Below are 26,781 nucleotides of genomic sequence, written 5' to 3'. Positions count from 1 at the left end.
GCCAGCCGAAGTGAGAAAAAGTCTCACTTCTTTATGAAATTATTTTGCATCAATGCCCGGCGACGGCCTTCAGGCCGCTACCAGGGTGATCCAGAAGTCCGTTACCCGATGGATCCGCAGGGGGTAGGTGGACTGCAGCATCGACAGCGCGAGGTTGCTGTCCAGCAACGGGAAGGCACCGGATACCGCCAGTTGCGCCAGCGCCGGGTCGCAGCGCAGCACCCCGCGGCGATAACGGCTCAGCTCGCCCAGCAGCGTCTGCAGGGGCATGCGGTCGGCCATCAGCATGCCGTGGGTCCAGGCGTCCGGACTCGGTGAGGGCGGGAGCGCGCCGATACTTCTTGCCGACAGCAGTACCGAATCCCCGGCGCCCAGCCATTGGCTGGCCCCCTGTAGCGGTGCCACTTCGACACGCCCAAGGAGCACGGAAACGCTGGTCGAGACCTCGCCCTGACGCACGTTGAAGCGCGCCTCGCGGGTATTCATCCGGCCCTCGCGGGTTGTGACCAGGAAGGGCCGGCTGTCCGCGCGCGCATCGAGGAATATCTCCCCGCGCAGCAGGCGCACCAGGCGCTGCGCCGGGGTGAAGGCGATGTCCACGGCGCTGTCGGTGTTGAGCGTCAGCAGGCTGCCATCGGGTAGCGGCAACTTGCGCTGCTCGCCGATTCCGGTGTGCTGGTCGGCGCTCCAGTCCTGCCAGGGTTGTGTGCGCCAGGCGGCCAGGCCGACCGGGGCGACGGCCAACAGCACGGCCAGTTGCTTGAGGGCGCGGCGGCGATCCAGGGTGCGTTCGCGGCCCAGGGCCGGCATCGCCAGTGCCGGAGGCAGGCTGCCCAGGTGGCCCAGCAGACGTTCGGCACGGTCCCAGGCCCGGGCGTGCTGCGGGCTCTGACGCTGCCAATCGACGCAGGCGCGGCGGGTTTCCTCGCTGGCATCCTGCTGCAGGCGTACCAGCCAGTCCGCCGCCTCGTCGAGGATGCGCGCGGCGATGGGCTCGGCGGCACTCACTCCATCAGCTCCAGGCAGTGGCGGAAGGCCTGCTGCATATAGCGCTTCACCGACCCCAGGGACACGCCCAGGCGCTCGGCGATGGCCTCGTACTTCAGCTCCTCGATCTGCGCCAGCAGGAAGGCCTGGCGCACGGGATCGGGCAGGCGGGCGAGGAGGGCATCCACCTCGTGCAGGGTTTCCAGCACGAGGTAACGCTGCTCCGGCGAGGGCGCCAGCTCTTCGGGCAGATTGGCGAGCGCTTCGAGGTAGGCGCGTTCCAGCGACTGGCGCTGGAACCAGTTGATCATCAGCCCCTTGGCCACCGTGGTGAGGTACGCGCGCGGCTCGCGGGCCTCCAGCACCCGGCGTGAGCCGAGCAGGCGGGTGAAGGTGTCCTGGGCCAGGTCGGCGGCCTGTTCATGGCAGCCCAGGCGCCGACGCAGCCAGCCTTGCAGCCAACCGTGATGGTGCTGATAGAGCTCACTGACGGCGGCGTGGAGCGGAGCGTCGACTGAAGGCATGGCAGAACTATTATCATTTGAGAATACTTCTCATGATAGTGGCTGCCGAGGTGTGCTCACAAGCCCCTGGGCAGGGGATAACGCTCGCGGATGTGACCGGTTGTCGGTGGCCCGCCCGTGCAGGCGGGCCACCGCCGTTGCCTTCAATGGATCAGCAGACCGCGATATGCGAATCCGCGCGCGGCTCGGTGCCGCCACAGAGCACACCGGTCTGCGGATCGCGGACGATGATCTGCCCGCGTCCGTAGTCGGTCAGGTCGCAGGCGATCTCGACCTCGTGGCCGCGCCGCGCCAGGCCGAAGGCCAGGTCGCGGTTGGCATGCTGCTCGATGCCGACCTTCATGCCGCCCAGCCATTGCCAGCGCGGGGCGTCCAGCGCGGCCTGGGGGTTGAGGCCGAAGTCCACCAGGTTCATCACCATCTGCACGTGGCCCTGGGGCTGCATGTAGCCGCCCATCACGCCGAACGGACCGACCGCCACGCCATCCTTGCTGAGGAAGCCGGGGATGATGGTGTGGAAGGTCTTCTTGCCCGGCGCCAGGGCGTTGGAGTGCGCCGGATCGAGGCTGAACTCCGAGCCACGGTTCTGCAGGCCGATGCCGCTGTCGGGCAGCACCACGCCGGAGCCGAAGCCGTGGTAGGCGCTCTGGATGAACGAGACCATGTTGCCTTCGCCGTCGGCGGTGGCGATGTACACGGTGCCGCTGGAGTGCGGGTCGCCATGTCTGGGCTCGGCGGCCTGTTCGCCGATCTCGGCGCGGCGGCGTGCGGCGTAGTCGTCGGACAGCAGCGCGGCAGTGCTGACGCGCATGTGCTCGGCGTCGGTGATGTAGTGCAGGCCATCGGCGTAGGCCTTCTTCATCGCTTCGAGCTGGCGGTGCCAGGTGAGCTGGCTGTCGCGTTGGTCGAAGTCGTAGCCCTGGAGGATGTTCAGGGTCATCAGGGCGATCAGGCCCTGGCCGGCCGGCGGGATTTCCCAGACGTCATAGCCGCGGTAGTTGGTCTTGATCGGCTCGACCCATTTGGGCTTGTAGCCGGCCAGGTCAGCGGCGCTCAGCGCGCCACCGGTGGCGGCGGAGTGGGCGGCCAGGCGCTCGGCGAGGGCGCCACGGTAGAAGCTTTCGCACTTCGTTTCGGCCAGCTCGGCGAGGGTTTTCGCCTGGGCCGGGTTGCGGAACAGCTGGCCGGCACGCGGGGCTTCACCGTTCAGGGTGAAGGTCTCGAACCAGGCCTCCAGGGCCGGTACGGCGGCGCGGCTTTGCTGGTATTCGCGGCGGGCGATTTCCCACTGGTGAGCGACCACCGGGGACACCGGGAAGCCATCGCGGGCCAGCGCGATGGCGGGCTGCAGCAGGTCGGCGAAGGGCAGCTTGCCGAAGCGCGCGGACAGTTCCGCCCAGGCTGAGGGAATGCCCGGCACGGTGACCGGCAGCCAGCCGTGTACGGGCATCTTGTCGAAGCCTGCGGCCTTGACCTTGCCGATGGAGAGGGAGGCGGGCGCGTGGCCGCTGGCGTCCAGGCCGTGCAGCTGGTCCTTGACCCAGACCAGGGCGAAGGCGTCGCCGCCGATGGCGCAGCCGGTGGGTTCGACCACCGTCAGCGCGGCGGCGGTGGCGATGGCGGCGTCGATGGCGTTGCCGCCGGCACGCAGCATGGCGATGCCGGCCTCGGCAGCCAGGGGCTGCGAGGCGGCGACCATGCCGTTGCGGGCGAACACGCTCTGGCGCTGGGAGGCGTAGGGGTACTCGTGAGCGGAAAACTTAAGCATGGCAGGGCTCTTCGAAGGTCATTGGCCAGTCTTGATTCGGGTCCATTCGCGGGTGATCACGCGCTGGATTTTCGGCGGCAGGTCGGCGGAGACGTAGAGCTTCTCGATCACCGCGTCGCTGGGGTAGATGCCGGGGTTGTCACGCACTTTCGGGTCGAGCAGCGGCGTGGCGTCGGGATTGGGGTTGGCGTAGCCGACGTAGTCGCTGACAGGGGCGATCACTTCCGGGCGCAGCAGGTAGTTGACCAGCGCGTGGGCACCCTTGGGGTTCTTCGAATCGCGTGGGATGGCGAGCATGTCGAACCACAGGTTGGCGCCTTCCTTGGGGATCACGTAGCGCACGTCGATCTTCTTGCCGGCTTCCCGGGCGCGGGTCTGCGCCTGCATCACGTCGCCCGAGTAGCCGACCGCCACGCAGATGTCGCCGTTGGCGAGGTCGGTGGTGTACTTGGAGGAGTTGAAGTAGGTGATCGACGGGGCGAGCTTCTGCAGCAGGGCGGAGGCCTTGGTGTAGTCGTCCGGGTTGGTGCTGTTCGGGTTCAGACCGAGGTAGTGCAGCGCCTGCGGGATGATCTTCACTGGTGCGTCGAGGAAGGCGACGCCGCAGCCGTGCAGCTTGGCCAGGTTCTCCGGCTTGAAGATCAGGTCCCAGGAATCCAGCGGGGCGCTGTCGCCCAGGGCAGCCTTGACCTTGTCGTAGTTGTAGCCGATGCCCACGGTGCCCCACATGTAGGGCACGGCGTACTGGTTGCCGGGGTCGGCGGCTTCCAGGCGCTTCATCAGGCGCGGGTCGAGGTGTTTCCAGTTGCTCAGTTGGGCGCGGTCGAGCTTCTGGTAGACGCCGGCGTTGATCTGCTTGGTGAGGAACTGGCTCGACGGCACCACCAGGTCGTAGCCCGAGTGGCCGGAGAGCAGCTTGGCCTCGAGCATCTCGTTGGTGTCGAAGACGTCGTACTGGACCTTGATGCCGCTGTCCTTCTCGAAGTTCTTCAGGGTGTCCGGGCCCATGTAGTCGGACCAGTTGTAGAAGCGCACCAGCTTGTCGTCGGCCTGCGCGGCGGTGGCGCAGGCGAGGAGGGTCAGAAACAGAACGCGTTTACGCATGACTTGTCCTTGATCGTTAGAGAACGCGGCTTAAGAATTCCCGCGTACGCGGGTGGTGCGGATTGCCGAAGACCTGCGCAGGCGGGCCTTCCTCGATGAGTTCACCCTGGTGCAGCACCACCACGCGGTCGGCCACTTCTCGGGCGAAGCCCATCTCGTGGGTGACGACCACCATGGTCATGCCTTCGTCGGCCAGCTCCTTCATCACCTGCAGCACCTCGCCGACGGTTTCCGGGTCGAGGGCACTGGTGGGTTCGTCGAAGAGCATGGCCTGGGGCTTCATCGCCAGGGCGCGGGCGATGGCCACGCGCTGCTGCTGGCCGCCGGAGAGCTGGCCGGGGTAGTGCTCGGCCTTGTCCGACAGACGTACCCGCGCCAGTAGCCGGCGGGCCTGGTCCAGCGCCTCGCCCCTGGGCACGCCGAGCACCTGGGTCGGAGCCTCGATGATGTTCTCCAGCACGGTCATGTGCGGGAACAGGTTGAAGCGCTGGAACACCATGCCGATGTCGCGACGACGCCGGGCGATGTTGCTTTCCGAGTCGCGCACCAGCTTGCCGTCGGGGCGCTCGCGGTAGCCCATCAGCTCGCCGTTGACGCGGATGCTGCCGCTCTGGATGTCTTCCAGGTGGTTCATGCAGCGGATGAAGGTGGTCTTGCCCGAGCCGGAGGCGCCGATCAGCACCACCACCTCGCCACGGCGCACCTCCAGGGACACGCCCTTGAGGATTTCCAGCTCGCCGAAGGCCTTGTGCACGTCGCGGGCCTGGATCACCACGTCTTTCATGTCCGGGATCATCTCAACGCCCCCTCAGCAGTTTCATCGCCTGCCGGCCAAACAGGCGGTTCGGTGCGGTGGCATGGCCGTCGGATTTGCCGAAGCGCACTTCCAGCCAACGCTGGAAGAAGCCCCACAGGGTGGTCAGCGCCAGGAAGTAGATGGCCACGACCAGATACAGCTCGAACACGCGGAAGGTCGCCGAGGTGACCATCTGGGTGCTCAGCAGCAGTTCCTGCACGCCGATCACGCTGACCAGCGTGGTGTTCTTCAGCATCACGTTGAACTCGTTGCCCAGCGGCGGAACGATCACCCGGAAGGCTTGCGGCAGCACGATGCGGCGCATCAGCTTGGGGAAGGTCATCCCCAGGGACTTGCCAGCCTCGTACTGGCCCTTATCCACCGCGCCGATGCCGGCGCGGATGATCTCGGCCATGTACGCGCCTTCATTCAGTCCCAGGGCGATGATCGCCGCCTGGATATTGCCCGGCAGGATGAACAGCCCCAGGTCCAGGTCCTCGAAACGGAAGATGCCGCCGGCGGCCAGCGCGGTGTAGAGGAAGACGATCTGCACCAGCAGCGGCGTGCCGCGCATCAGCCACACGTAGAAGCGCACCGGGTATTGCAGCAGCGGGTTGGAGGACAGGCGCATCAGCGCCGCCAGCAGCCCGAGCACGCAGCCCAGGAGCATGGCGCTGACGGCGATCACGCAGGTCAGCCAGAGGCCGTAGAGGTAGATGTCGCTCGGCCGCAGCAGGTATTGCCAGAAAACGTCCCAACTGAAGTTCATGGCTCGTTACCTCAGTCCAGTTTGTCGCCTTCGATGTGCCACTTGGCCAGCAGCGCGGCATAGCTGCCGTCGGTCTGCATGTCTTTGATGATCTGGGTGACGGCTTCACTCAGTTGCTTGTCTTCCTTGCGGATGCCGAGGCCGGTGAGGATGCGCGCAAAGGCCGGCACGCCGATCTCGAACAGGTCCGGCGCCATGCTCTGGTAGTAGCCGGCGGTTTCCACGGTGGTGCCGTAGGCGTCGGTCTGGCGGATGCGCAGGGACTGGAAGGCGTCGGTATCGGTGTTGTAGACCACCACCTTCATCGGCGGCTTGCCGGCCTTGGCCAGCTTCTCGTTGTGGGCATCGAGCAGGGTGCGGATGGTCGAGCCGTTGAGCACCGCGACCTTCTTGCCGGAGAGATCGTCCAGCGTGCGGATGCCCTCGGGGTTGCCCTTGGCGACCACCACGGCCTGGCTGGAGTACATGTAGTTGACCATGTCGATCACTTCGCGCCGCTCGGGCTTGTCGAACAGCTGGTCCACCAGCATGTCGCACTGACCGGCGAGCAGCGCCGGGATCAGCCCGGAGAAGGGCGTGATGCGCCAGTCGATCCTCTTGTCGCCCAGACGCTTGGCGATCGCCTCGCCCAGGTCGATGGTCACCCCGGTGAGCTTCTGCGAGGCGTCATAGAACCCCATCGGCGGCGAGTCCATGCCGCCGCAGAAGGTCACCTTGTCGACGTTCTGCAAACGGTCGGGAATCTTCACCTCGGCGTGCGCCAGGGGCGCGGCCAGGCAAAGGGCGAGAAGGCACTGTGGGATCCTGCGTTCGAACATGTTGAGCTCCGGGGTGGGGTTGCCAGGGGCAGTTCAGGGACACAGAAGTACGGGTCTAGGCGCCCGTTGCTTCCTCTCTTTGGTGGATCGGGCTTGGGTGGCTTGCGCGCTCCGTGAATGGCGGCTCAGGTGGCTTGCGCCTCCAGGAATTTCGCGAGAGAGGGAATGGTCCCCTCGATGTGGTCGCAGATCACCCGCTCGGCTTCGCGGGCATCGCCCGAGCGCAGGGCGTCGAGGATCACGGTGTGTTCCTCGCGGGCGCTCATGGGCTTGTCGACGTGCTGCAGCCACAGGCGCATGTGCGGCTCGATCACCGAGTACAGCGCGGTGATCTGGCGCAGCAGGCGCGGACGCCCGGCAAGACTGCAGAGGTATTCGTGGAAAGCGCGGTGGCGGCTAACCCACTCGGCGCTGTCGTCGCGGTAATCGTCCATCTCGTCGAGCATGCGTTCCAGGCGGGCGATGTCGCGTTCGGAGAGTTTCGCCACGGCGATGCGGATGGCCAGGCCCTCCAGGGCGCTGCGCATCTCGAAGACTTCGCGCATTTCCTCGATGTTCAGGCCGCTGACGATGGCCCCGCGATTGGGCCGCAGGGTCACCAGGCCCTCGGCGTCCAGACGCTTGAAGGCGCCGCGTACGGGCATGCGGCTCATGCCGATCTCGCTGGCGATATCTTCGGCCACCAGGCGGTCGCCGGTCTTGTAGCGGCCGGTGCAGATGGCCTGGAGGAGATAGTCGTAAGCCTCGTCTTCGGCGCTCATCGGCGGGCGGGCAGCGGGTACCAGGCGCATGGGATCGCTCCTTTGGATTTATGGATCCAATTATCCATGTATGTAATAAAGCAGTTGCCGTGCCAAGGATGGCGAAACGATCGAAATTGGGCGGGGTAGAGCGGTGGGCATAGGGAAGTGGCGTAGGAATTGCGGCGGGGGAAGGGGCGAAACGGTAACGGGCAGCGCGATTCGTGCGCGCTGGCGGTGCGCTTCGGTAACGTTGTGGTGCGTGGGGCTGTGGTCGATTTGCCGGGTAGGCCGGTGCTCGCGAACGCTTGGGCGCTATACGGATCTATCGCGGACAGGGTCCGCTTGTACGCATGTCGGGAAGCTCGGGTTGAAACAAGAAGAAACGGCCTGCGCGTGACTCGGACCATTGATAGTTGACTGTAAAGGTTGGTGATGCAGTTCGCTTTCTATAGAATGCACAAACGTTTCAGCAGACCATGCATTCTTCCTACAACAAAAGCCTCTCTGCGCAGGACGTCCCTCATTCCATCGAGCAGGCCACAGAGCCGGCGGAGGAGGGAACTGAGCCCTGACTCATCCTCGTCATCTGTCGCCTTGCCCATCGTGCGCACCCTTGCGCGCCGGGCCCGGCCTTCACGCTGAATGACGCCGGTGGGGCAGGCCAAGCCCTAACGACGAGAAAACCTTTCGATGATCAAGAAAGTTAGCGGGGCGCTGCTGGGCCTCGCTCTGGCAGTGAATTGCGCGCCCGCCTTCGCGGAAACCAAGAAAGTCGACGTGCTGCTGATCGGCGGCGGCATCATGAGCACCACCCTGGGCGTCTGGCTCAACGAGCTGGAGCCCGGCTGGAGCATGGAGATGGTCGAGCGCCTCGACGGCGTCGCCCAGGAAAGCTCCAACGGCTGGAACAACGCCGGCACCGGCCACTCCGCCCTGGCCGAACTGAACTACACCCCCGAGGATAAAGACGGCAACGTCACCATCGCCAAGGCCGTGGAGATCAACGAGTCGTTCCAGATCTCCCGTCAGTTCTGGGCCTGGCAGGTGCAGAACGGCGTACTGAAGAACCCGCGCTCGTTCATCAATACCACCCCGCACATGAGCTTCGTCTGGGGCGATGACAACATCGCCTTCCTCAAGAAGCGCTATGAAGCCCTGCAGCAGAGCCCGCTGTTCCGTGGCATGCAGTATTCCGAGGACCCGGCGCAGATTGCCAAGTGGGTGCCGCTGATGATGCAGGGCCGCGACCCGGCGCAGAAGATCGCCGCCACCTGGACGCCCATCGGCACCGACGTGAACTTCGGCGAGATCACCCGCCAGTTCGCCGCGCACCTGCAGAGCCAGCCGAACTTCAGCCTGAAACTCTCCAGCGAAGTCGAGGACATCACCCGCAACGACGACGGCACCTGGCGCGTCGAGTACAGGAACCTCAAGGACGGCAGCGTCACCCAGACCGACGCCAGGTTCGTCTTCATCGGCGCTGGTGGCGGCGCGCTGCGCCTGCTGCAGAAATCCGGCATCGAAGAGGCCAGGGACTACGCCGGCTTCCCGGTGGGCGGCTCGTTCCTGGTCGCCGAGAACCCGACCATCGCCCAGCGGCACCTGGCCAAGGCCTACGGCAAGGCTTCGGTCGGCGCGCCGCCGATGTCCGTGCCGCACCTGGACACCCGCGTGCTCGACGGCAAGCGCGTGATCCTCTTCGGCCCCTTCGCCACCTTCTCCACCAAGTTCCTCAAGGAAGGTTCCTACCTCGACCTGCTGGCCAGCACCAACGTGCACAACGTCTGGCCGATGACCCGCGTGGGCATCGACGAGTACCCGTTGGTGGAGTACCTCGCCGGCCAGCTGATGCTCTCCGATGATGACCGTCTTGCCGCGTTGCGCGAGTATTTCCCCGAGGCGAAAGCCGAGGACTGGCGCCTGTGGCAGGCCGGCCAGCGCGTGCAGATCATCAAGCGCGACGCGGACAAGGGTGGCGTGCTGAAGCTCGGCACCGAGATCGTCGCTTCCGCCGACGGCAGCATTGCCGGCCTGCTGGGCGCCTCGCCGGGCGCTTCCACCGCCGCGCCGATCATGCTCAGCGTGCTGGAGAAGGTGTTCAAGGACAAACTCGCCACGCCGCAATGGCAGGCGAAGGTCCGCCAGATCGTCCCGAGCTACGGCACCCGGCTGAACGACAATCCGGAGAAGACCCGGCAGGAATGGGCCTACACCAGCGACGTCCTGCAACTGGACCCGCCGCCGGCCATTGACTTGACTCCCGCCACGCCGTCCGCGACTGCCGCACCGGCCGAGAAGGCCGCCAACGACCTGGCGCTCTGAACCCTTCGGCGCCCAGTCATGCAGACGAAAACCGGGGCCTGGGCCCCGGTTTTCATGGCGATGCCCGAACCCGGCCGCGCGCGGCCTTCCAGTGCCGGACCAGGAGCTTCTCCAGCTCCACCGCAAAGAACACTGCGATGCCGATGCCCAGCGAAATCAGCCAGCCGCTGAAGGGCAGGGCGACGGTATGGAAGGCGTTCTGCATGAAGGGCACGTAGATCACGAAGCACTGCAGCAGGATCAGCGCCAGGGTCACGGTGAGCAGCGCGCCGTTGCGCAGCAGCGCCATGTTCAGCGAGAACGCTTCCTGCAGGCGGCAGTTGAACAGGTACGCCCACTGCGCGGTGACCAGGGTGTGCAGGATCATGGTGCGGATATGGTCGGTGTCCTGGCCGTTGCTGACCATCCAGGCTTCCAGCAGGAACGCCGCGGCGGTGAGCAGTCCGCCCACGTAGAGCACCCGCCAGACGGCGAAGCCGTTGAGGATCGATTCCTTCGCGTTGCGTGGCGGGCGCCGCATCATCCCCGGCTCGCCCGGTTCGAAGGCCAGCGCGAAGGAGAGGGTGGTGGAGGTTGCCATGTTCATCCACAGGATCTGCAGCGGCGCCAGCGGAATCACCGCGCCAGCGAGGATCGCCATGACGATCAGCAGGCCCTGGGCCATGTTGGTCGGCAGGATGAACAGCACGGTCTTCTTCAGGTTGTCGTAGACGCGCCGGCCCTCGCGCACGGCGTTGGTGATGGTGGAGAAGTTGTCGTCGGTGAGCACCATGTCGGCGGCTTCCTTGGTCACCTCGGTGCCCTTGATGCCCATCGCGATCCCTACGTCGGCCTGTTTCAGCGCCGGCGCATCGTTCACTCCGTCGCCGGTCATGCCCACCACCTGCCGATTGGCCTGCAGCGCGCGGACCAGGCGCAGCTTGTGCTCCGGGCTGGTGCGGGCGAACACCGAGTACTGCATGGCCAGGGACTTCAACTGCTCGTCGTCGGCCTGCTCCAGTTGCTGCCCGGTCATGGCCTGCAGCTCGTGGCCCATGCCGAGCATGCCGGCGATGGTCACGGCGGTGTCGGGGTGGTCGCCGGTGATCATCTTCACCTGGATGCCGGCGCGCTTGCACAGGGCGATGGCTTCGATGGCCTCGGGGCGCGGCGGGTCCATCAGGCCGGCGACGCCGAGGAAGATCATGCCGTGCTGCAGGTCTTCATGGTCGATCACGCCGTCGTCGGGCTGCACCGGCTTGTAGGCCGCCGCCAGCATCCTCAGCCCCTGGCCGGCGATGTGGTGCATCTCGCGTTCCCAGTAGTCGTGGTCCAGCGGCTGCGCACCGTCGGTGCCCAGTTGCTGCTGGCACATGCGCAGCAGCACGTCCGGCGCGCCCTTGAGGTAGATCAGGTTCTGCCCGGCGACGTCGCAGCGGCGGGCCATGTACTTGTAGGCGGAGTCGAAGGGGATCTTGCCGAACTTGCGGAACTCGATCTCCGGCAGCGCCGCCTTGCGCGCCAGCACTTTCAGCGCGCCCTCGGTGGGCCCGCCGACCACCGTCCAGCGACCCTCGTCATCGCGTTGCAGGCTGCTGTCGTTACAGATGTCCACCGCGCGAATGAAGGCTTCCAGCACACCCTGTTGCGCCGTATCCAGCGCGTCGCCCGCACCACCGAAGGTGATACGCCCCTTGGGCTCGTAGCTCTGGCCCTCCACCGCGTAGAGACCGTTGGCGAGCAGCACGCTCTTCACGGTCATCTCGTTCATGGTCAGGGTGCCGGTCTTGTCCGAGCAGATCACGCTCATGGCGCCCAGGGTTTCCACGGTGGGCAGCTTGCGGATGATCGCCTTGTTCTGCGCCATGCGCTGCACGCCCAGCGACAGGATGATCGAGACGATCGCCGGCAGGCCCTCGGGCACCGAGGCCACCGCCAGGCTGATCAGCGACAGCAGCAGCTCGCCGAAGGGGTAGTCGTGCCAGAAGAAGCCGATGACGAACAGCACCACCATCATGCCGATGATCAGCTGGAAGATGCGCTTGCCCAGTTCGGCGATCTGTCGCAGCAGCGGGGTTTCGCCCTCGTCGACGTTGGCGATCAGCTTGTTGATGCGCCCAAGCTCGGTGGCCGGCCCGGTCTCGATCACCACGCCGCGCGCGTTGCCGGCGCTGACGTTGGTGCCGGAGAAACCGAGGTTGGTGCGGTCGGCCAGCAGCGCTTCCTTGTCCAGTGCGTCGGCGTGTTTGCCCACGGTGAGGGATTCACCCGTGAGCATGGATTCCTCGACCTGCAGGTGGTGCACGTCGAACAGGCGCACATCGGCGGGAATCTTGTCGCCGGGACGCAGGATCACGATGTCGCCGGGCACCAGCTCGCTGGCGTCCACCTCGATCTTCTGTCCGCCGCGCACCACGCGGGCGCTGCTGCTGAGCATGCCGCGCAGGGCCGCCAGGGACTTTTCCGCCTTGTTCTCCTGGAAGAAGCCGATGCTGGCATTGATCACCGCCGCCAGCAGGATTACCAGGGTATCGGTCCAGTGGCCCATCAGCGCGGTTGCCACCGCGGCCACCAGCAGGATGTAGATCAGCACGTCGTTGAAGTGCTGCATGAAGCGCAGCCAGATCGGTTCGGATGCCTTGGCCGGCAGCGCATTGGGGCCGACGCGCGACAACCGGGTGCAGGCCTCGTCGGGGGCAAGGCCGTCCGTGCCGGTCTGCAGATCGGCCAGGGTCTGCTCCACGGTCTTGCGGTGCCAGTCTCCCGCACCGGATTGGGCGACGTTGCCTCCGTCGGGTCGCATTGCGGTCATATTGGACTCCCGGCGTATGCCGAAGTAGGAAGGGTCTGATGCAACCCTAACCGCTGGTCCGACATAAAAGGCTGTCATACCTCAACGACAGCCAGGTTGTTCCTGATCCGGTCTAGAACGGGGCGAGTGTCCGGGAGGAGGGGACGCTCAAGTTCGGCCCCTCGGGCGGTCATAGCCTTTTACCGCATCGACCGATCAATAACTCCAATGGCTCAGTCATAGCGCTGTCTCTCATTTGATCTATCTTCTGAGGGTTAAGTGAAGCCACAGCGCCGCTGCATGGGCGCAGATAAGGAGCCTGTGATGAGTGACGAAAAAAAAGCGAGCTGCCCGTTCAACCACACCGCTGGTGGCGGCCCGACGAACCGTGACTGGTGGCCGAATCAGCTGAGGCTGGACCTGCTCCACCAGCACTCCTCCAAGTCCAATCCGATGGAGGAATCCTTCGATTACGCCGAGGCGTTCAAGAGCCTCGACCTCAACGCGGTGAAGCAGGATCTGCGGGCCGTGATGACCAACTCGCAGGACTGGTGGCCGGCTGACTTCGGCCACTATGGCCCGCTCTTCATCCGCATGGCCTGGCACGCCGCCGGCACCTACCGCATCGGCGACGGCCGGGGCGGCGCGGGGCGCGGACAACAGCGTTTCGCCCCGCTCAACAGCTGGCCGGACAACGTCAGCCTGGACAAGGCCCGCCGGCTGCTCTGGCCGGTCAAGCAGAAATACGGCAACAAGCTCTCCTGGGCCGACCTGATCGTCCTCACCGGCAACGTCGCGCTGGAGTCAATGGGCTTCAAGACCTTTGGCTTCGCCGGCGGTCGTGAAGACGTATGGGAACCGGACATGGACGTCTACTGGGGCGACGAGAGGACCTGGCTGGGCGACGAGCGCTACACCGGCGACCGCGACCTGGAAAACCCGCTGGCCGCCGTGCAGATGGGCCTGATCTACGTGAACCCGGAGGGCCCCAACGGCAACCCCGACCCGCTGGCGGCCGCCATCGACATCCGCGAGACTTTCGCGCGCATGGCGATGAACGACGAGGAAACCGTGGCGCTGATCGTCGGCGGCCACACCTTCGGCAAGACCCACGGCGCGGGCCCCGCCGACAATGTCGGAGCCGCCCCGGAAGCCGCCGGCCTGGAAGAACAGGGCCTGGGTTGGCGCAGCAGCTACCAGACCGGGGTGGGTACCGATGCCATCACCAGCGGCCTGGAAGTGGTCTGGACCTCCACTCCGACCAAGTGGAGCAACAACTTCCTGTGGAACCTGTACGGCTACGAATGGGAGCTGACCAAGAGCCCGGCCGGCGCCCACCAGTGGCAGCCCAAGCATGGCGCCGGGGCGGGCAGCATCCCGGACCCGTTCGACCCGAACAAGCGCCGCGGCCCGACCATGCTCACCACCGACATCTCGCTGCGCACCGACCCGATCTACGAAAAGATCACCCGGCGTTTCCACGAGCATCCCGAGCAACTGGCCGAGGCCTTCGCCCGCGCCTGGTTCAAGCTGACCCACCGCGACATGGGCCCGCGCGCCCGCTACCTGGGCCCGGAAGTACCGGCTGAAGAACTGATCTGGCAGGACCCGATCCCCGCGGTCGATCATCCTCTGGTGGATGCCAACGACGTGGCGGCGCTCAAGGCCAAGGTGCTGGCTTCCGGGCTGAGCGTCTCGGAACTGGTTTCCACCGCCTGGGCCTCGGCGTCCACCTTCCGTGGTTCCGACAAGCGCGGTGGCGCCAACGGCGCGCGCATCCGCCTGGCACCGCAGAAGGACTGGCCGGTGAACCAGCCCACGCAGTTGGCCAAGGTGCTCAAGGTGCTGGAAGGCATCCAGGGCGATTTCAACGGTTCCGCCGCCGGTGGCAAGAAAATCTCCCTGGCCGACCTGATCGTGCTGGCCGGTAGCGCCGCCGTCGAGAAGGCCGCCAAGGATGCCGGCTACGGTGTCGCCGTGGACTTCGCGCCGGGGCGCATGGACGCCAGCCAGGAGCAGACCGACGTGGAGTCGGTCGGCATGCTGGAGCCGCGCGCCGATGGTTTCCGCAACTTCCTCAAGGCCAGGTACCCGGTCCTGCCGGAACACCTGCTGGTGGACAAGGCACAACTGCTGACCCTGACCGCGCCGGAAATGACCGTCCTGGTCGGGGGCCTGCGCGTGCTGGGCGCCAACGTCGACCAGTCGCCGCATGGCGTGTTCACCGGCAAGCCGGGCACCCTGAGCAATGACTTCTTCGTCAACCTGCTGGACATGGGCACGGAGTGGAAACCGACATCCTCTGCCAACGAGCTGTACGAAGGACGCGACCGCAAGACCGGCGAGGTGAAATGGACCGGCACCCGCATCGACCTGGTGTTCGGCTCCAACTCGCAACTGCGGGCATTGGCGGAGGTCTATGCCTGCTCCGACTCCGGGCAGAAGTTCGTCGATGACTTCGCCAGGGCCTGGACCAAGGTGATGAATCTCGATCGGTTCGATCTGCGCTGATCGTTGGGACCAACGCCCCGTGTGCCTGCCGGCTCACGGGGCGTTTCTATCGGGGGCTGGGAAGCGGAAGCTGGCGTCACTCTGGCCCAGCATCTGAAATGATGCCTCAAATGCCTGCCGATGCCGCAAGGCCGGCGCCTCTTGGAAGGTGCCGGCCTGCGTGGCGCCTTACTTGCCTCCGCTCAGGGCGTTGTAGCTGGTGATCAGGTTGCGGTAATCCGGGATGTGATTGGAGAACAGCGCGGCCAGCCCTTCGATGTCGTTGCGCCAGTCGCGGTGCAGCTCACAGGCCACGCCGAACCAGGTCATCAGTTGTGCGCCGGCGGCCTCCATGCGGCGCCAGGCAGCGTCACGGGTGACTTCGTTGAAGGTGCCGGATGCATCGGCCACCACGAACACCTCGAAGCCTTCTTCCAGTGCCGAGAGCGCCGGGAAGGCCACGCACACCTCGGTGACCACGCCGGCGATGATCAGTTGCTTCTTGCCGGTGGCCTTGACCGCCTTGACGAAGTCTTCGTTGTCCCAGGCATTGATGTTGCCGGGGCGGGCGATGTAGGGCGCATCGGGGAACATTTCCTTGAGTTCCGGCACCAGTGGGCCGTTGGGGCCGGTTTCGAAGCTGGTGGTGAGGATGGTTGGCAGCTTGAAGTACTTGGCCAGGTCGGCCAGGGCCAGGACGTTGTTCTTGAACTTGTCCGGCTCGATATCACGAACCAGCGAGAGCAGGCCGGCCTGGTGATCCACCAGCAGAACGGCGGCGTTGTCCTTGTCGAGACGGTTGTAGGTGAAAGAAGTCGTCATGGTGCGTTCCTCGCAATGCCTTGGGATAAGGCCGTCGGGTAGTGAACCCTCAGGCGGTTTGCAGCACGTTGGCTGCGTGGCAAAAGATTAAAAACGACACCCTTGGTGCGCTAGACTGCAAAAATCATCTCTAGCGTTCTATATAGGGAACGGTAATGGAAGACTTGAATACCCTCTACTACTTCACCCAGGTGGTGGAGCATGGTGGTTTCGCTGCGGCCGGCCGCGCTCTGGACATGCCCAAGTCCAAGCTCAGCCGGCGCGTGGCCGAGCTGGAGGAGCGCCTGGGCGTGCGGCTGCTGCAGCGCACCAGCCGGCACTGTTCGCTGACCGAGATCGGCCAGGCGTATTACCAGCGTTGCCTGGCCATGCGGGTAGAGGCGGAGGGCGCGGCGGAAGTGATCGAGCGCAACCGCAGCGAGCCGCGCGGGCTGGTGCGCCTGGCCTGTCCGACGACACTGCTCAATTCCTGGGTGGGGCCGATGCTGACGCGCTACATGCTCAAGTACCCGATGGTGGAGTTGTTCATCGAGAGCACCAACCGGCGCGTCGATCTGCTCCATGAGGGGTTCGACGTGGCGTTGCGAGTGCGCTTCCCGCCGCTGGAGAACACCGACATGGTGATGAAGGTACTGGCCAACAGTACCCAGTGCCTGGTAGGGCATCCGGAACTGGTGGCGCGCTTGTCAGGGAACTTCCGGCCCGAGGACCTCGGCAGCCTGCCGAGCCTGCACTGGGGCGCTTCGCAGCGGGAGTACCAGTGGGAGTTGTTCAATCCCGATAGCGAGCGGCTGGTGATTGCGCACCGGCCGCGCATGGTCACCGATGACCTGCTGGCCCTGCGCAACAGCGTGGTGGCGGGGGTCGGTATCGCGCACCTGCCGAGGGTCGCAGTGCGCGAGGACCTGGCCTCCGGCGCACTGGTGGAGCTGCTGCCGGGCTGGACCCCCAGGTGCGGGATCGTCCATGCGATCTTCCCGTCGCGGCGTGGCCTGCTTCCGTCGGTGCGGACCCTGATCGACTTCCTCGCCGAGGAGTTCAGCCGTAGCGACATGGCATGAACCGCAAGGCGCCTCCTGGCTCCGATGCGGCGGGGGGGGAGGACAGTGCCCGGCCCCCGGAAGTGGCCCCGTCGTTTTACCGGGAATTGGATAAATACCTCGGCCACCGTTGCCCGCACAATTCGCTCCGTAGTCCGGCAGCAGGCCGGTGAGATTCCCCCTCGACCTCTTTCTGGAGCATGTCATGAAACAACAGATCCTGATCGTCGGCGCCGGCTTCGGCGGCCTCTGGAGCGCCCTCAGCGCGGTACGCCTGCTCGACCGGCAGGGCGCGGACGCGGCGGTCGCACTGCTCGCGCCGCAGGCCGAATTGCGCATCCGCCCGCGCTTCTACGAACACAACGTCGCCGGCACCACCGCACCACTGGGCGCGCTGTTCGACGCGGTCGGCGTCAACTTCATCCAGGGCAGCGCCACCGGCATCGACAGCCAGGCCCGCCGCGTGCGCTACACCGGTGCCGATGGCCAGTCGCACGAACTGCCGTACGACCGTCTGGTGCTGGCGACCGGCAGCGAAGTGGCACGGCCAGCGGCGGCGGGCATCGACCGTCATACCTTCGACGTGGACAGCCTCGAGTCGGCAGTGGAGCTGGAGCGACACCTGCACGCGCTGGCCGCGCTGCCGGAGAGCCCGGCGCGCAACACCGTGGTTGTGGTCGGCGGCGGCTTCACCGGCATCGAGACTGCCACCGAGATGCCCGGCCGGTTGCGGGCGATCCTGGGCGAGGAGACTGCGCTGAACGTGATCATCGTCGATCCGGGCCAGCGCATCGGCGCGGCGATGGGCGACTCGATCGCCGAGATCATCGCCCACGCCAGCGAAACCCTCGGTGTGTCCTGGCGCCTGGGCGCGCCGGTCAGCTCGGTGGATGAGAATGGCGTGACCCTGGCCAATGGCGAGCGTATCGAAACCCGCACGGTGATCTGGGCCGCCGGCGTGAAAGCCTCGCCGCTGACCGCGCAGATCGATGCTCCGCGCTGCCCGCGCGGCCGCCTGCACGTCGACCGCAATCTCAAGGTGCTGGGCCAGGATGAAATCTACGCCACCGGCGACACCGCCTACGCCGCCACCGACGACCTCGGCAACCATGCTCTGATGACCTGCCAGCACGCCATCTCCCTGGGCCGCTCGGCCGGCAACAACGCCGCCGCCGACCTGCTGGGCGTCGCGCCGATTCCCTACAGCCAACCCAAGTACGTCACCTGCCTGGACCTGGGCGGCTGGGGCGCGGTGTATACCGAAGGCTGGGACCGCCAGGTCAAGCTGACGGGGGAGGAGGGCAAGCAGCTCAAGACCCAGATCAACACCCAGTGGATCTACCCACCGGCGGCTGACCGTGCCGTGGCGCTGGCCGCCGCCGACCCGCTGATTCCCGTCGTGGCGTGACCGCGACGTTAGCGAGCCCCGGAGCCGCGCGGGATTCACGTGCGGCTCCGGGGCTGCTGGCAGCTTCAGCCGGGCTCTGCCGTCGCCTGAATATCTTCAGTCATTCGTAGGAATAGGCCCACCTACACGCAGTCCACCGGACGGCCTGATCACCGGTGGAAGCGGAAGCAGTGTTCCGGGAATGGAACTCTGAGGAGCACTTTATGGCTCTACCGGGAACATCGTTGCGGAACTACCGTTACTGCCGTTGGTTGCGGGAGGTGCGCAATGAAGAAGATTCTGGGTGTCTATACCAGCCCAAGGCCCCATTGGGTGGGCGACGGGTTTCCGGTTCGCACGCTGTTTTCCTACGACAGCCTGGGCAAGCACATCAGTCCCTTCCTGTTGCTCGACTTCGCCGGGCCGCAAGACTTTCCGCCGACGCCGGGCCGCCGGGGCGTGGGGCAGCACCCCCATCGCGGTTTCGAGACGGTCACCATCGTCTACCAGGGCGAACTGGCGCATCGCGACTCCACTGGCGCGGGCGGGCGCATCGGCCCCGGCGACGTGCAGTGGATGACGGCGGCATCGGGCATCCTGCATGAAGAGTTCCACTCCGAAGCCTTCAGCCGCAGCGGCGGAACCCTGGAGATGGTGCAGCTGTGGGTCAACCTGCCGGCCCGGGACAAGATGTCGGCTCCGCGCTACCAGACCCTTCTCGACAGCGCCATTCCCAGCATCGCGCTGGCCGATGGCGCCGGCACGCTTCGCCTGATTGCCGGGCAGTTCGCCGGGCAGCAGGGCGCCGCCCGGACCTTCACCCCCATCGACGTCTGGGACCTGCGGCTCAAGCGCGAAAAACCGCTCAGCCTGCCACTGGTCCCTGGATACACCGCGGCCCTGGTGGTCCTGCATGGCACCTTGCTGGTGAACGGCAGCGAGCTCGTGCGGGAGGCCCAGACGGTGTTGTTCGACCGGGCCGATGACGAGGTGTTGCTGGAGGCGAACGGGGACGCTCAGGTGCTGCTGCTGGCCGGCGAGCCCATCGATGAGCCGATTGTCGGCTATGGGCCCTTCGTGATGAACAGCGAAAGCGAAATACGTCAGGCGGTCCAGGACTTCGAAAGTGGTCGGTTCGGCCAACTGAACGACTGACGGTCGCAACGTCATGCAAGTGCGTAACTAACCTGATAAATCCCCGCGGAGGAATGCGGGGCTACGGCCTGGATGGCCTTCTACCCGAGAACGAGGAAAGAGCTATGAGCAATTTCGCACAAGTCGCCAACTTCAACGGCCAGATTCCCAAGATCGATCCCAATAACGCAGCGATGTTGTTGATCGACCACCAGAGCGGTCTGTTCCAGACGGTCAAGGACATGCCGATGACCACGCTGCGTGCCAATGCCATCACCCTGGCGAAGATCGCCACCCTGGCGAAGATCCCGGTCATCACCACCGCCTCGGTGCCGCAAGGCCCCAACGGCCCGCTGATCCCGGAAATCCACGAAGCCGCGCCCCATGCCCAGTACGTGGCACGCAAGGGAGAGATCAATGCCTGGGACAACGCCGACTTCGTTGCCGCCGTGGAAAAGACGGGACGCAAGCAACTGATCATCGCCGGCACCATCACCAGCGTGTGCATGGCCTTCCCCAGCATCAGCGCGGTGAACGCCGGCTATCAGGTCTTCGCCGTGATCGATGCGTCCGGCACGTATTCGAAGATGGCGCAGGAGATCACCCTGGCGCGGGTGGTCCAGGCCGGCGTGGTGCCGATGGACACCGCCGCGGTCTGCTCCGAGGTCCAGCAGACCTGGAACCGCGCGGATGCCGCCCAGTGGGCGGAAGCCTACAGCGCCGTGTTCCCGCACTATCAATTGCTGATCGAGAGCTACATGAAGGCCCAGTCGGTCGTGACCAATCACGAGCAACTGGATTCCCAGCGCACCTGACCGCCACGGCGAGCCTCGTCAGGCCTTTCACGAGCGAGCAGCCATGACCTTGCGCATGGCTCCTCGTTTGGCGGGCCCGGGGCCGTCCGGCTCGACATTCAACTCAGGAGTTTTCATGGCAGAACCCACAGTCCGTGCATCCTACGGGGGCGTGGCATACCAGGTGAAGGTGAGCGATGGTCAGCATGCGTGGCTCGGCGATGTTCCCGCCGAACTGGGCGGTGGAGATACCGGGCCGACGCCGCACCAGCTGCTGCTGTCCGCCCTTGGCGCCTGCACCTCCATCACGCTGGCCATGTACGCGCAGCGCAAGGGCATACCGCTGGAGTCCATCGATGTGGACCTGAGCGTTGTGCAGGAACGGCTGGGGCAAGCGTCGCAGGTGGAGATCGGACGGGATATCCGCCTGTCCGGCGCGCTGACGGACGAACAGCGGGCGCGCCTGCTGGAAATTGCCAATGCCTGCCCCATTCACAAGGTGCTGAGCGGTGAAGTCCGCATTACCAGTGTGCTGGTGGAATGACACACGCACCGAGGCACCCGCTGGTCGAGGTCGTGGGTATCCCGGTGGCCAGGGAGATCTGATGATGAGTACACACGAAACCCAATGCGAGCTGTCGTCGTCCGTCGATTGCCCGATGAACGACGGCGTGCGGGCCATCCAGCGGATCACTTCGCGCAGCGCCGAAGTCGGTGGCGGCATTTCGGTCAGCCGGCTGCTGCCTTCACGGCACCGCCGCATGGTCGGGGCCTGGTGCTTCCTGGACCATGCCGGCCCGGCGGTCTTCACCTCCGGGAGTGGACTGCGCGTCGGTCCGCATCCGCATACCGGGCTGCAGACCTTTACCTGGATGATCGAGGGCGAAGTGCTCCACCGCGACAGCCTGGGCAATGTCCAGGTGATCCGGCCCGGCCAGGTGAACCTGATGACCGCCGGTTACGGGATCACCCACACCGAAGAGTCCCTGCCGGGCGAGGATCGACTGCACGCGGTCCAGTTGTGGATCGCCTTGCCGGCTTCCGCCAGCGATCGTCCGCCGATGTTCGATCACTACGCGAGCCTGCCCCAATGGCAGGCCGATGGCTTCGACCTGACGCTCCTGGCCGGGAGCTTCGGGCAATACAAGGCTCCCACGTGCATCTTCTCGCCCCTGGTAGGGCTCGATCTGGTCGCGAAGGCGCAGGCGGCCAGCACCCGGCTTGGCCTGGAGCGGAGCTACGAGTACGGCGTTCTGCCGTTGACGGGCGAGTGGCGGATCAACGGCGAGGTCTTTGCCACGAACGAGTTCGCCTATCTCGGCCGGGGGCTGGAGGCGGTCGATCTGACGGCATCGGCTGACGCCCGCGCCGTCCTGCTCGGAGGTGTGCCCTTCGGCGAGGAAATTTTCCTCTGGTGGAACTTCGTGGGGCACAGCAAGGAAGGGATCGCCCAGGCACAACGTGAATGGGAGGAGGGTAGCGCCCGGTTCGGCGAGGTGGAGGGGTTCGACGGCCCTCGCCTGGTTGCGCCTCTGCTGCCCTGGCGAACCTGAGCGTTTCGACGATGAGGTCCCCATTCGTCGAGCGACGCCTGTGGCCCCTAGGCGTCGGCCTGTTCCTGGCGTTGCCCGCCCAGGCCGACAACTCCCTTGGACAGAAGGACAACATCTTCACGGGCATCAATGAGCGGCAGGCCGTCGAGCTCTCCATCCCGCCGGGGCTGGTGGAGGGCGCTCGGCTGGACGGCCTGGTCAGGAACTACTACCTGCAGCGCGACAATCACTCGGACCTGGTCACCCGCGACCCGACCGAGTGGGCCCAGGGCTTCCTGCTTTCGTTCAGGTCCGGCTTCACCGACACGCCCATTGGCGTGGGTGTCGATGCCCACGGCTTCCTGGGCATCAAGCTGGATGGCGGCGGTGGCAGCGGCGGCGCCGGCGTGCTGCCGCTGGATTCGGCCCTCAAGCCCGGCGACGACTTTTCCAGCGCGGGCGCCGCGCTCAAGCTCAGGTACCTCGATACCCTGGTAAGGGCGGGTGACCAGATGGTGGAAAACCCGCTGATCGCCAGCGGGATGAGCCGCCTGTTTCCCCAGGGATATCGTGGCGTCACGCTGAAGAACCACAGCCTGCAGGACCTCTGGCTGGATGCGGGCTTCGTGGAGTCCACCCGCCTGCGCAACCAGAGCGGGCATAGTCACCTGGTCACCGCCTACGGCGCGCGCAACAAGGCCGGCGTCGCGGCGGATCGAGAAAGCCCGCATGTGGGCTGGGCGGGCGCCATTTACAGCGGCCCGTGGGGCATGCAGCTGTCGGCCTATGGCGGCCAGCTCGAAGACATCTGGAATCAGTACTACCTGGGGCTCTCGGACGCCATCCCGGTGAACGACACCCTGGTACTCAAGCCCTACCTGCACTACTTCAGGACGCGCGACCAGGGTCGCGGTCAGCTGGGGACGATCGACAACGACACCTACAGTGCCGGGATTGCCGCCACCGCCTACGGCCAGACGCTGACCCTCGGGCTGCAGAAGGTCGATGGCCGAACGCCTTTCGACTACCTCACGCAGAACGACCGGATCTTCCTGTACCTGAGCAACTCCCAGCAGTTCGCCGACTTCAACGGACCGGGAGAAAAGTCCTGGCGAGTGCAGTACGAAACACCCCTGACTTTCCTCAACGCGCCGACACTGCAGTTCATCGCGGCCTATACGCGCGGCGAGGCGGACCTGACCCGTGTGGACCCCAACAGCGTCGGCTATGGCTACATCTATAACCCGGACGGGAAGCACGCCAAACATTGGGAGCGTGACCTCGCCCTCAAGTACCAGGTGCCAGCGGGGCCGGCGAAGGGACTGTCGCTGACGGCACGCTGGGCGTCCCATCGCGAAGGTGACGGCTATACCGCTCCAGGCAACACCCGGGGTAACTCCAGCGCCGACGAGTACCGTTTGATCGTCGATTACCCGATCAGCCTGTTCTGAGGACTGGATGAGCGCGATGCCGTACGTCCAGCCGATCCTGACTGCCTGCCGTAACCGGCTGTCGAAGCGCGTCACGCAGCGTGCCTGATCCGTTACCCGAATGTCCCATCAGCACCGGGATGACGCCTGTCCGGCGCCACCCCGTTACGCCCATTGCGCGAACGGGCGAGGAATACTGCGAGTGTCACCCTTCATGAGTAGGTTCGAAATAATGTTGACGAGGGTGTGGATGGCCAGTTTCCATGTTTGATCTGAACGACCTGTTCCTGTACGCCAAAGTGGTCGAGCACGGTGGATTCGCCCCCGCGGGCCGCGTGCTGGGGCTGCCCAAGTCGCGCTTGAGCCGCCGTGTCTCAAGGCTGGAAGAGCGCCTGGGAGTGCGGCTGATTCAGCGTTCGACTCGGCACTTCTCCGTCACTGAAATCGGCCTGGAGTATTACCAGTACTGCGTGGCGATGATGGAGCAGGCCCTGGCCGCCGAGGACACGATCGAGCGCAGCCGGGCCGAGCCCCGTGGAGTCGTCAGGGTGGCCTGCACGACGGCGTTGCTGGACTCGCGCCTTGCGCCCATGCTGGCGCGCTTCATGGCGCAATGCCCGGTGGTCGAACTGCAGGTCAAGAGTTTCAATCGCCGTGTCGACGTCATCAGCGAGGGCTTCGATCTGGTCCTGAGCGTCCGTCATCAACCGCTGGAAAGCAGCGAGCTGGTCATGCGGAAACTGGCGCTCAGCCGTTACTGCCTGGTGGCGGCTCCCACGATGCTTTCCGGGGCGGACAGGGTATTGGGGCCGGCGGATCTCGTCGAACTGCCCAGTCTTTGCTGGGGACCGCACGTCCAGGACTACATCTGGGAGCTGGACGGACCGAATGGTTCCTCGGCGTCCATCCACCTGCGCCCACGGATCGTATCCGATGACATATCCGTGCTGCGCGAGGGTGCGCTGGCGGGCGTCGGGGTCGTGCTTCTTCCGGAAGAGGTGGTGAGCGAAGACCTGGCCAGCGGCAGGCTGGTCAGCGTGCTCGACGGCTGGTTCCCGAAAATGGGCGACGTGGTTGCAATATTTCCCTCCCGTCGCGGCCTCATGCCCGCAGTCCGCAAGCTGATCGATTTCCTTGCCGATGCGTTCGAGCAGGAGGGCGTGGCACCCTCATGAACCTGCGGCCAGCGCGGAGGGCGCCTGCATCCCCGTCACTCGGGCGCTGCCGCCTCAGGCGTCTCGCGCTGGCTGGCGTGCCGAACCTGCTCCTCGAGCGCGACCATCCGGATGGCCTGCTCTCGTAGCAGTTGTTGTGACAGGCGAAGCTCGTCGGCCAGTTCCTGGTTTCTTTCCTCGAGCTCGATGCGTTGCCCGTCAATCCTGGCCTTGTCCTGCCGGAGCACTTCGGAGGCCAGGGTTTCCCGCATGAGTTGCTGATGCTTCGCTTCCTGCTCATTGCGCAGCAAGCGCGCCTCGGTGAGCAGGCGCTCATTGTCCCGGTTAAGCTGGGTCAACTGGTCCTGACGCACGATCAAAGACTGCTGCAACTGCCGGAGCTCGCCCCCGAACTGCTGGACCTGGCTCTCCTGCTGCCGGCGCTCCTGCTCGCGCTGCTCCTTGGCCGCCTGGCGAAAGTGATCCAGCGCCAGGCGGGCATGATTGTGCTTCTCCTCAAGCGAGAGAATCTGCGCATCCCGTTCCCGCAGACGGGTTTCCAGGTCACTGCCCACCTGGCGCAGGCGGGCGTTCGCCAGGTCGCTCTGGTGCTTCTGCTCCTGAACCGTCTGGAGCTGCTCGCGAGCATCCTGCAACTGAACTTCCAACGCGTGTACGGCCGCCTTCAGCGGATCGATCTGCGCCTGGGCGTTCCGTACCTGCTGCTGATAGTCCAGGCGTTCGCGGGACAGGGCGGCTCTGTCTTCCGCAACGGACTGCCGTGCCTCCTGCTGCAACTGGCCAGCCAGTTGCGCCACCAGCTCGGTCAGATTCTCGCTGAGCGTACGCGGCGCCCCGACAGCGGGCGCGTTCTCGGCCTCTATCTCCTTCAGGTAGCGATGGATCGTGGATTTCGAGCCCGTATTACCCAGCTCGACACGCAAGGCGTCGATACTCGGATTTTCCCCTCGCGCCAGTATGGCTACGCGGGCCTTCTGTACCAGGAACTTGGTGACTCCGCCGCGTGCCATATGGTCTCCGACGATTTCGTAATGTGGTATGTAATACGTAAATACGTAGCATCTTATCAAGAATAATCAACGTTTGTGCTCATTAGTTTGAGATTGGATAATCACGAATTATCACGTGTGATAGGTAAAGGCGTACCTATCTCCAGCAGCAGGCCGGTACGAAAGGTAGAGGAGGGTGGTGATGAGCCAAGAAGTGGATCGGTATATAGAAGCAGCTACGCGTAGCAATACGCGGCGCAGCTACCGAGCCGCCATCGAGCACTTCGAGGTGAGCTGGGGAGGGTTTCTGCCGGCCACGAGCGAGACCATCGCGCGCTACCTGGCCGATCATGCGGGCGTGCTCAGTGCCAACACACTCAAGACGCGATTGGCGGCCCTGGCGCAGTGGCATCTCAGTCAAGGTTTTCCCGATCCGACGAAGGCCCCGGTTGTAAGGCAGGTACTCAAAGGCATCCGTTTCCTGCACCCGCGCCAAGAGAAGCAGGCCTCTCCGCTGCAGCTTCAAGAGCTGGAACAGTGCGTCATCTGGCTGGAGCAGGGAATTCGCGCATCCACTGACTTGCCTACTCGCCGGCGCTGCCTGCGAGATCGCGCCTTGCTCCTGATAGGGTTCTGGCGCGCGTTCCGCAGCGATGAGTTGTGCCGCCTGGAAATTGAATTCATCGCGGTTACGCCAGGGAAGAGGATGGCGATCTACTTACCCTGGAGCAAAGTCGACCGCGACAATCGCGGGCAGACTTACCAGGCGCCAGCACTGGCGAGACTGTGTCCTGTACAGGCTTACCAGGACTGGTGCGACGAAATGCGCGAAACCAAAGGGCCAGTATTCCGGGGTGTCGATCGCTGGGGGCACGTGGCCGCGCAAGCGCTGCATCCCCATAGCGTGATCCCGCTGCTGCGAAAGATCCTTAAGGGGGCCGGACTTCCAGCTGAGCGCTACAGCAGCCATTCACTGCGGCGCGGATTCGCGACCTGGGCCACGCGTAATGGATGGGACCAAAAGTCGCTGATGAGCTATGTCGGCTGGCGCGATCCGAAGTCCGCGCTGCGCTACGTTGAAGCCTCGGGAGGCTTCTCCAGAGAAACGGCGCATGCACTTTTGCAGCAATGACACGTGAGCGACGGCTCGACTGGTCGTCCTGCAATCCAGCGATAGGTTCTTCAAATTTGCCATTCCCGTTTTTAAGAAACCGAAAGCGCTTACGAGTAATCGGTCGGTGCAACGAACGTGGCCGGGACGAACTGAGCAGGCACGGTAGCGATCGCGTCACTGAGAACTCCGTGGACAGAGAATGGCCTCAGAATCACGCTTGTCAGTAAGCTTTAAAAAGTGAACCTCCGCATCTTATTGATATTCTGTATGTTT

At 65.1% G+C, this 26,781-nt stretch carries 22 protein-coding genes; 11 read left to right on the top strand and 11 right to left on the bottom strand.

Annotated elements, in window-relative coordinates:
- Nucleotides 1-69: 69 nt before the first annotated feature.
- The 8 genes from H681_RS12635 to H681_RS12600 all read right to left on the bottom strand — a co-directional run bounded on the left by H681_RS12635 (nt 70) and on the right by H681_RS12600 (nt 7,557).
- Complete coding sequence (locus H681_RS12635) at nt 70-1,008, bottom strand: FecR domain-containing protein (protein WP_015477255.1); 939 nt, start codon at nt 1,006-1,008, stop codon at nt 70-72.
- Nucleotides 1,005-1,511 (bottom strand): sigma-70 family RNA polymerase sigma factor, encoded by a 507-nt coding sequence (locus H681_RS12630; RefSeq protein WP_015477254.1) that lies wholly within the window; start codon nt 1,509-1,511, stop codon nt 1,005-1,007. The genes H681_RS12635 and H681_RS12630 overlap by 4 nt, the downstream gene beginning before the upstream one ends.
- Before the next feature lie 151 nt (nt 1,512-1,662).
- On the bottom strand, nt 1,663-3,279 hold the full coding sequence (locus H681_RS12625) for a gamma-glutamyltransferase family protein (protein ID WP_015477253.1): 1,617 nt from the start codon (nt 3,277-3,279) through the stop codon (nt 1,663-1,665).
- Between the two features lie 18 nt (nt 3,280-3,297).
- On the bottom strand, nt 3,298-4,383 hold the full coding sequence (locus H681_RS12620; RefSeq protein ID WP_015477252.1) for a polyamine ABC transporter substrate-binding protein: 1,086 nt from the start codon (nt 4,381-4,383) through the stop codon (nt 3,298-3,300).
- A 16-nt stretch (nt 4,384-4,399) separates the two neighbouring features.
- Nucleotides 4,400-5,179: an amino acid ABC transporter ATP-binding protein gene (locus tag H681_RS12615; protein WP_041711969.1), complete on the bottom strand. Its 780-nt coding sequence runs from the start codon at nt 5,177-5,179 to the stop codon at nt 4,400-4,402.
- A gap of 1 nt (nt 5,180) precedes the next feature.
- Nucleotides 5,181-5,948, bottom strand: a complete 768-nt coding sequence (locus tag H681_RS12610; protein WP_015477250.1) for an amino acid ABC transporter permease — start codon at nt 5,946-5,948, stop codon at nt 5,181-5,183.
- A gap of 11 nt (nt 5,949-5,959) precedes the next feature.
- The gene (locus H681_RS12605; protein WP_015477249.1) at nt 5,960-6,766 is read right to left on the bottom strand and encodes an ABC transporter substrate-binding protein; all 807 of its coding nucleotides are present in this window, start codon (nt 6,764-6,766) and stop codon (nt 5,960-5,962) included.
- A 125-nt stretch (nt 6,767-6,891) separates the two neighbouring features.
- Nucleotides 6,892-7,557 (bottom strand): GntR family transcriptional regulator, encoded by a 666-nt coding sequence (locus tag H681_RS12600; RefSeq protein WP_015477248.1) that lies wholly within the window; start codon nt 7,555-7,557, stop codon nt 6,892-6,894.
- A 642-nt stretch (nt 7,558-8,199) separates the two neighbouring features.
- On the opposite strand from H681_RS12600, the gene mqo reads away from it, so the two are divergent.
- Nucleotides 8,200-9,831, top strand: coding sequence for a malate dehydrogenase (quinone) (gene mqo, locus H681_RS12595; protein ID WP_015477247.1), 1,632 nt, complete (start codon nt 8,200-8,202; stop codon nt 9,829-9,831).
- Nucleotides 9,832-9,883: 52 nt separating this feature from the next.
- On the opposite strand, the gene H681_RS12590 is transcribed toward mqo, so the two are convergent.
- The gene (locus H681_RS12590) at nt 9,884-12,622 is read right to left on the bottom strand and encodes a cation-transporting P-type ATPase (RefSeq protein WP_157883323.1); all 2,739 of its coding nucleotides are present in this window, start codon (nt 12,620-12,622) and stop codon (nt 9,884-9,886) included.
- 303 nt (nt 12,623-12,925) lie between these two features.
- Here H681_RS12590 and katG point away from each other — a divergent pair, with 303 nt between their 5' ends.
- On the top strand, nt 12,926-15,112 hold the full coding sequence (katG, locus tag H681_RS12585) for a catalase/peroxidase HPI (protein ID WP_015477245.1): 2,187 nt from the start codon (nt 12,926-12,928) through the stop codon (nt 15,110-15,112).
- A gap of 168 nt (nt 15,113-15,280) precedes the next feature.
- Here katG and ycaC read toward each other — a convergent pair whose 3' ends face one another.
- Nucleotides 15,281-15,913 (bottom strand): isochorismate family cysteine hydrolase YcaC, encoded by a 633-nt coding sequence (gene ycaC, locus H681_RS12580; protein ID WP_015477244.1) that lies wholly within the window; start codon nt 15,911-15,913, stop codon nt 15,281-15,283.
- Between the two features lie 155 nt (nt 15,914-16,068).
- Between ycaC and H681_RS12575 the strand changes: the two genes are divergently transcribed.
- The 8 genes from H681_RS12575 (at nt 16,069) to H681_RS12540 (ending at nt 24,405) form a co-directional block, all read left to right on the top strand.
- A complete protein-coding gene (locus H681_RS12575; protein ID WP_015477243.1) occupies nt 16,069-16,974 on the top strand; it encodes a LysR substrate-binding domain-containing protein in 906 nt (301 codons plus the stop codon).
- Nucleotides 16,975-17,158: 184 nt separating this feature from the next.
- Complete coding sequence (locus tag H681_RS12570) at nt 17,159-18,361, top strand: NAD(P)/FAD-dependent oxidoreductase (RefSeq protein ID WP_015477242.1); 1,203 nt, start codon at nt 17,159-17,161, stop codon at nt 18,359-18,361.
- Nucleotides 18,362-18,628: 267 nt separating this feature from the next.
- Entirely contained in the window at nt 18,629-19,495 is an 867-nt protein-coding gene (locus H681_RS12565; protein ID WP_015477241.1) for a pirin family protein, read from the top strand.
- 104 nt (nt 19,496-19,599) lie between these two features.
- Nucleotides 19,600-20,289 carry a hydrolase gene (locus tag H681_RS12560; protein ID WP_015477240.1) on the top strand — a complete coding sequence of 230 codons (690 nt, stop codon included), beginning with the start codon at nt 19,600-19,602 and terminating at the stop codon, nt 20,287-20,289.
- Nucleotides 20,290-20,404: 115 nt separating this feature from the next.
- The gene (locus H681_RS12555; protein WP_015477239.1) at nt 20,405-20,812 is read left to right on the top strand and encodes an OsmC family protein; all 408 of its coding nucleotides are present in this window, start codon (nt 20,405-20,407) and stop codon (nt 20,810-20,812) included.
- A gap of 64 nt (nt 20,813-20,876) precedes the next feature.
- Nucleotides 20,877-21,821: a pirin family protein gene (locus H681_RS12550; protein ID WP_080636272.1), complete on the top strand. Its 945-nt coding sequence runs from the start codon at nt 20,877-20,879 to the stop codon at nt 21,819-21,821.
- An 11-nt stretch (nt 21,822-21,832) separates the two neighbouring features.
- Nucleotides 21,833-23,251, top strand: coding sequence for an OprD family porin (locus H681_RS12545; protein WP_015477237.1), 1,419 nt, complete (start codon nt 21,833-21,835; stop codon nt 23,249-23,251).
- 242 nt (nt 23,252-23,493) lie between these two features.
- Nucleotides 23,494-24,405, top strand: coding sequence for a LysR substrate-binding domain-containing protein (locus tag H681_RS12540; RefSeq protein ID WP_015477236.1), 912 nt, complete (start codon nt 23,494-23,496; stop codon nt 24,403-24,405).
- A gap of 35 nt (nt 24,406-24,440) precedes the next feature.
- On the opposite strand, the gene H681_RS12535 is transcribed toward H681_RS12540, so the two are convergent.
- The gene (locus H681_RS12535) at nt 24,441-25,415 is read right to left on the bottom strand and encodes a DNA-binding protein (RefSeq protein WP_015477235.1); all 975 of its coding nucleotides are present in this window, start codon (nt 25,413-25,415) and stop codon (nt 24,441-24,443) included.
- 181 nt (nt 25,416-25,596) lie between these two features.
- Here H681_RS12535 and H681_RS12530 point away from each other — a divergent pair, with 181 nt between their 5' ends.
- Nucleotides 25,597-26,526, top strand: a complete 930-nt coding sequence (locus tag H681_RS12530; protein WP_015477234.1) for a site-specific integrase — start codon at nt 25,597-25,599, stop codon at nt 26,524-26,526.
- Nucleotides 26,527-26,781: the final 255 nt, after the last annotated feature.

Source organism: Pseudomonas sp. ATCC 13867 (assembly GCF_000349845.1).
Classification (GTDB): domain Bacteria; phylum Pseudomonadota; class Gammaproteobacteria; order Pseudomonadales; family Pseudomonadaceae; genus Pseudomonas.
Note: the sequence above shows the minus strand (reverse complement) of the source record. Positions and strands in the feature narration are given on the sequence as shown.

Coding starts and splice junctions, on each gene's coding strand:
- H681_RS12600 (WP_015477248.1), bottom strand. CDS start 7,557: ATGCGCCTGGTACCCGCTGCCCGCCCGCCGATGAGCGCCGAAGACGAG.
- H681_RS12540 (WP_015477236.1), top strand. CDS start 23,494: ATGTTTGATCTGAACGACCTGTTCCTGTACGCCAAAGTGGTCGAGCAC.
- mqo (WP_015477247.1), top strand. CDS start 8,200: ATGATCAAGAAAGTTAGCGGGGCGCTGCTGGGCCTCGCTCTGGCAGTG.
- H681_RS12630 (WP_015477254.1), bottom strand. CDS start 1,511: ATGCCTTCAGTCGACGCTCCGCTCCACGCCGCCGTCAGTGAGCTCTAT.
- H681_RS12625 (WP_015477253.1), bottom strand. CDS start 3,279: ATGCTTAAGTTTTCCGCTCACGAGTACCCCTACGCCTCCCAGCGCCAG.
- H681_RS12560 (WP_015477240.1), top strand. CDS start 19,600: ATGAGCAATTTCGCACAAGTCGCCAACTTCAACGGCCAGATTCCCAAG.
- H681_RS12555 (WP_015477239.1), top strand. CDS start 20,405: ATGGCAGAACCCACAGTCCGTGCATCCTACGGGGGCGTGGCATACCAG.
- H681_RS12565 (WP_015477241.1), top strand. CDS start 18,629: ATGAAGAAGATTCTGGGTGTCTATACCAGCCCAAGGCCCCATTGGGTG.
- H681_RS12530 (WP_015477234.1), top strand. CDS start 25,597: ATGAGCCAAGAAGTGGATCGGTATATAGAAGCAGCTACGCGTAGCAAT.
- H681_RS12620 (WP_015477252.1), bottom strand. CDS start 4,383: ATGCGTAAACGCGTTCTGTTTCTGACCCTCCTCGCCTGCGCCACCGCC.
- H681_RS12615 (WP_041711969.1), bottom strand. CDS start 5,179: ATGATCCCGGACATGAAAGACGTGGTGATCCAGGCCCGCGACGTGCAC.
- H681_RS12590 (WP_157883323.1), bottom strand. CDS start 12,622: ATGACCGCAATGCGACCCGACGGAGGCAACGTCGCCCAATCCGGTGCG.
- ycaC (WP_015477244.1), bottom strand. CDS start 15,913: ATGACGACTTCTTTCACCTACAACCGTCTCGACAAGGACAACGCCGCC.
- katG (WP_015477245.1), top strand. CDS start 12,926: ATGAGTGACGAAAAAAAAGCGAGCTGCCCGTTCAACCACACCGCTGGT.
- H681_RS12575 (WP_015477243.1), top strand. CDS start 16,069: ATGGAAGACTTGAATACCCTCTACTACTTCACCCAGGTGGTGGAGCAT.
- H681_RS12610 (WP_015477250.1), bottom strand. CDS start 5,948: ATGAACTTCAGTTGGGACGTTTTCTGGCAATACCTGCTGCGGCCGAGC.
- H681_RS12605 (WP_015477249.1), bottom strand. CDS start 6,766: ATGTTCGAACGCAGGATCCCACAGTGCCTTCTCGCCCTTTGCCTGGCC.
- H681_RS12550 (WP_080636272.1), top strand. CDS start 20,877: ATGAGTACACACGAAACCCAATGCGAGCTGTCGTCGTCCGTCGATTGC.
- H681_RS12570 (WP_015477242.1), top strand. CDS start 17,159: ATGAAACAACAGATCCTGATCGTCGGCGCCGGCTTCGGCGGCCTCTGG.
- H681_RS12535 (WP_015477235.1), bottom strand. CDS start 25,415: ATGGCACGCGGCGGAGTCACCAAGTTCCTGGTACAGAAGGCCCGCGTA.
- H681_RS12545 (WP_015477237.1), top strand. CDS start 21,833: ATGAGGTCCCCATTCGTCGAGCGACGCCTGTGGCCCCTAGGCGTCGGC.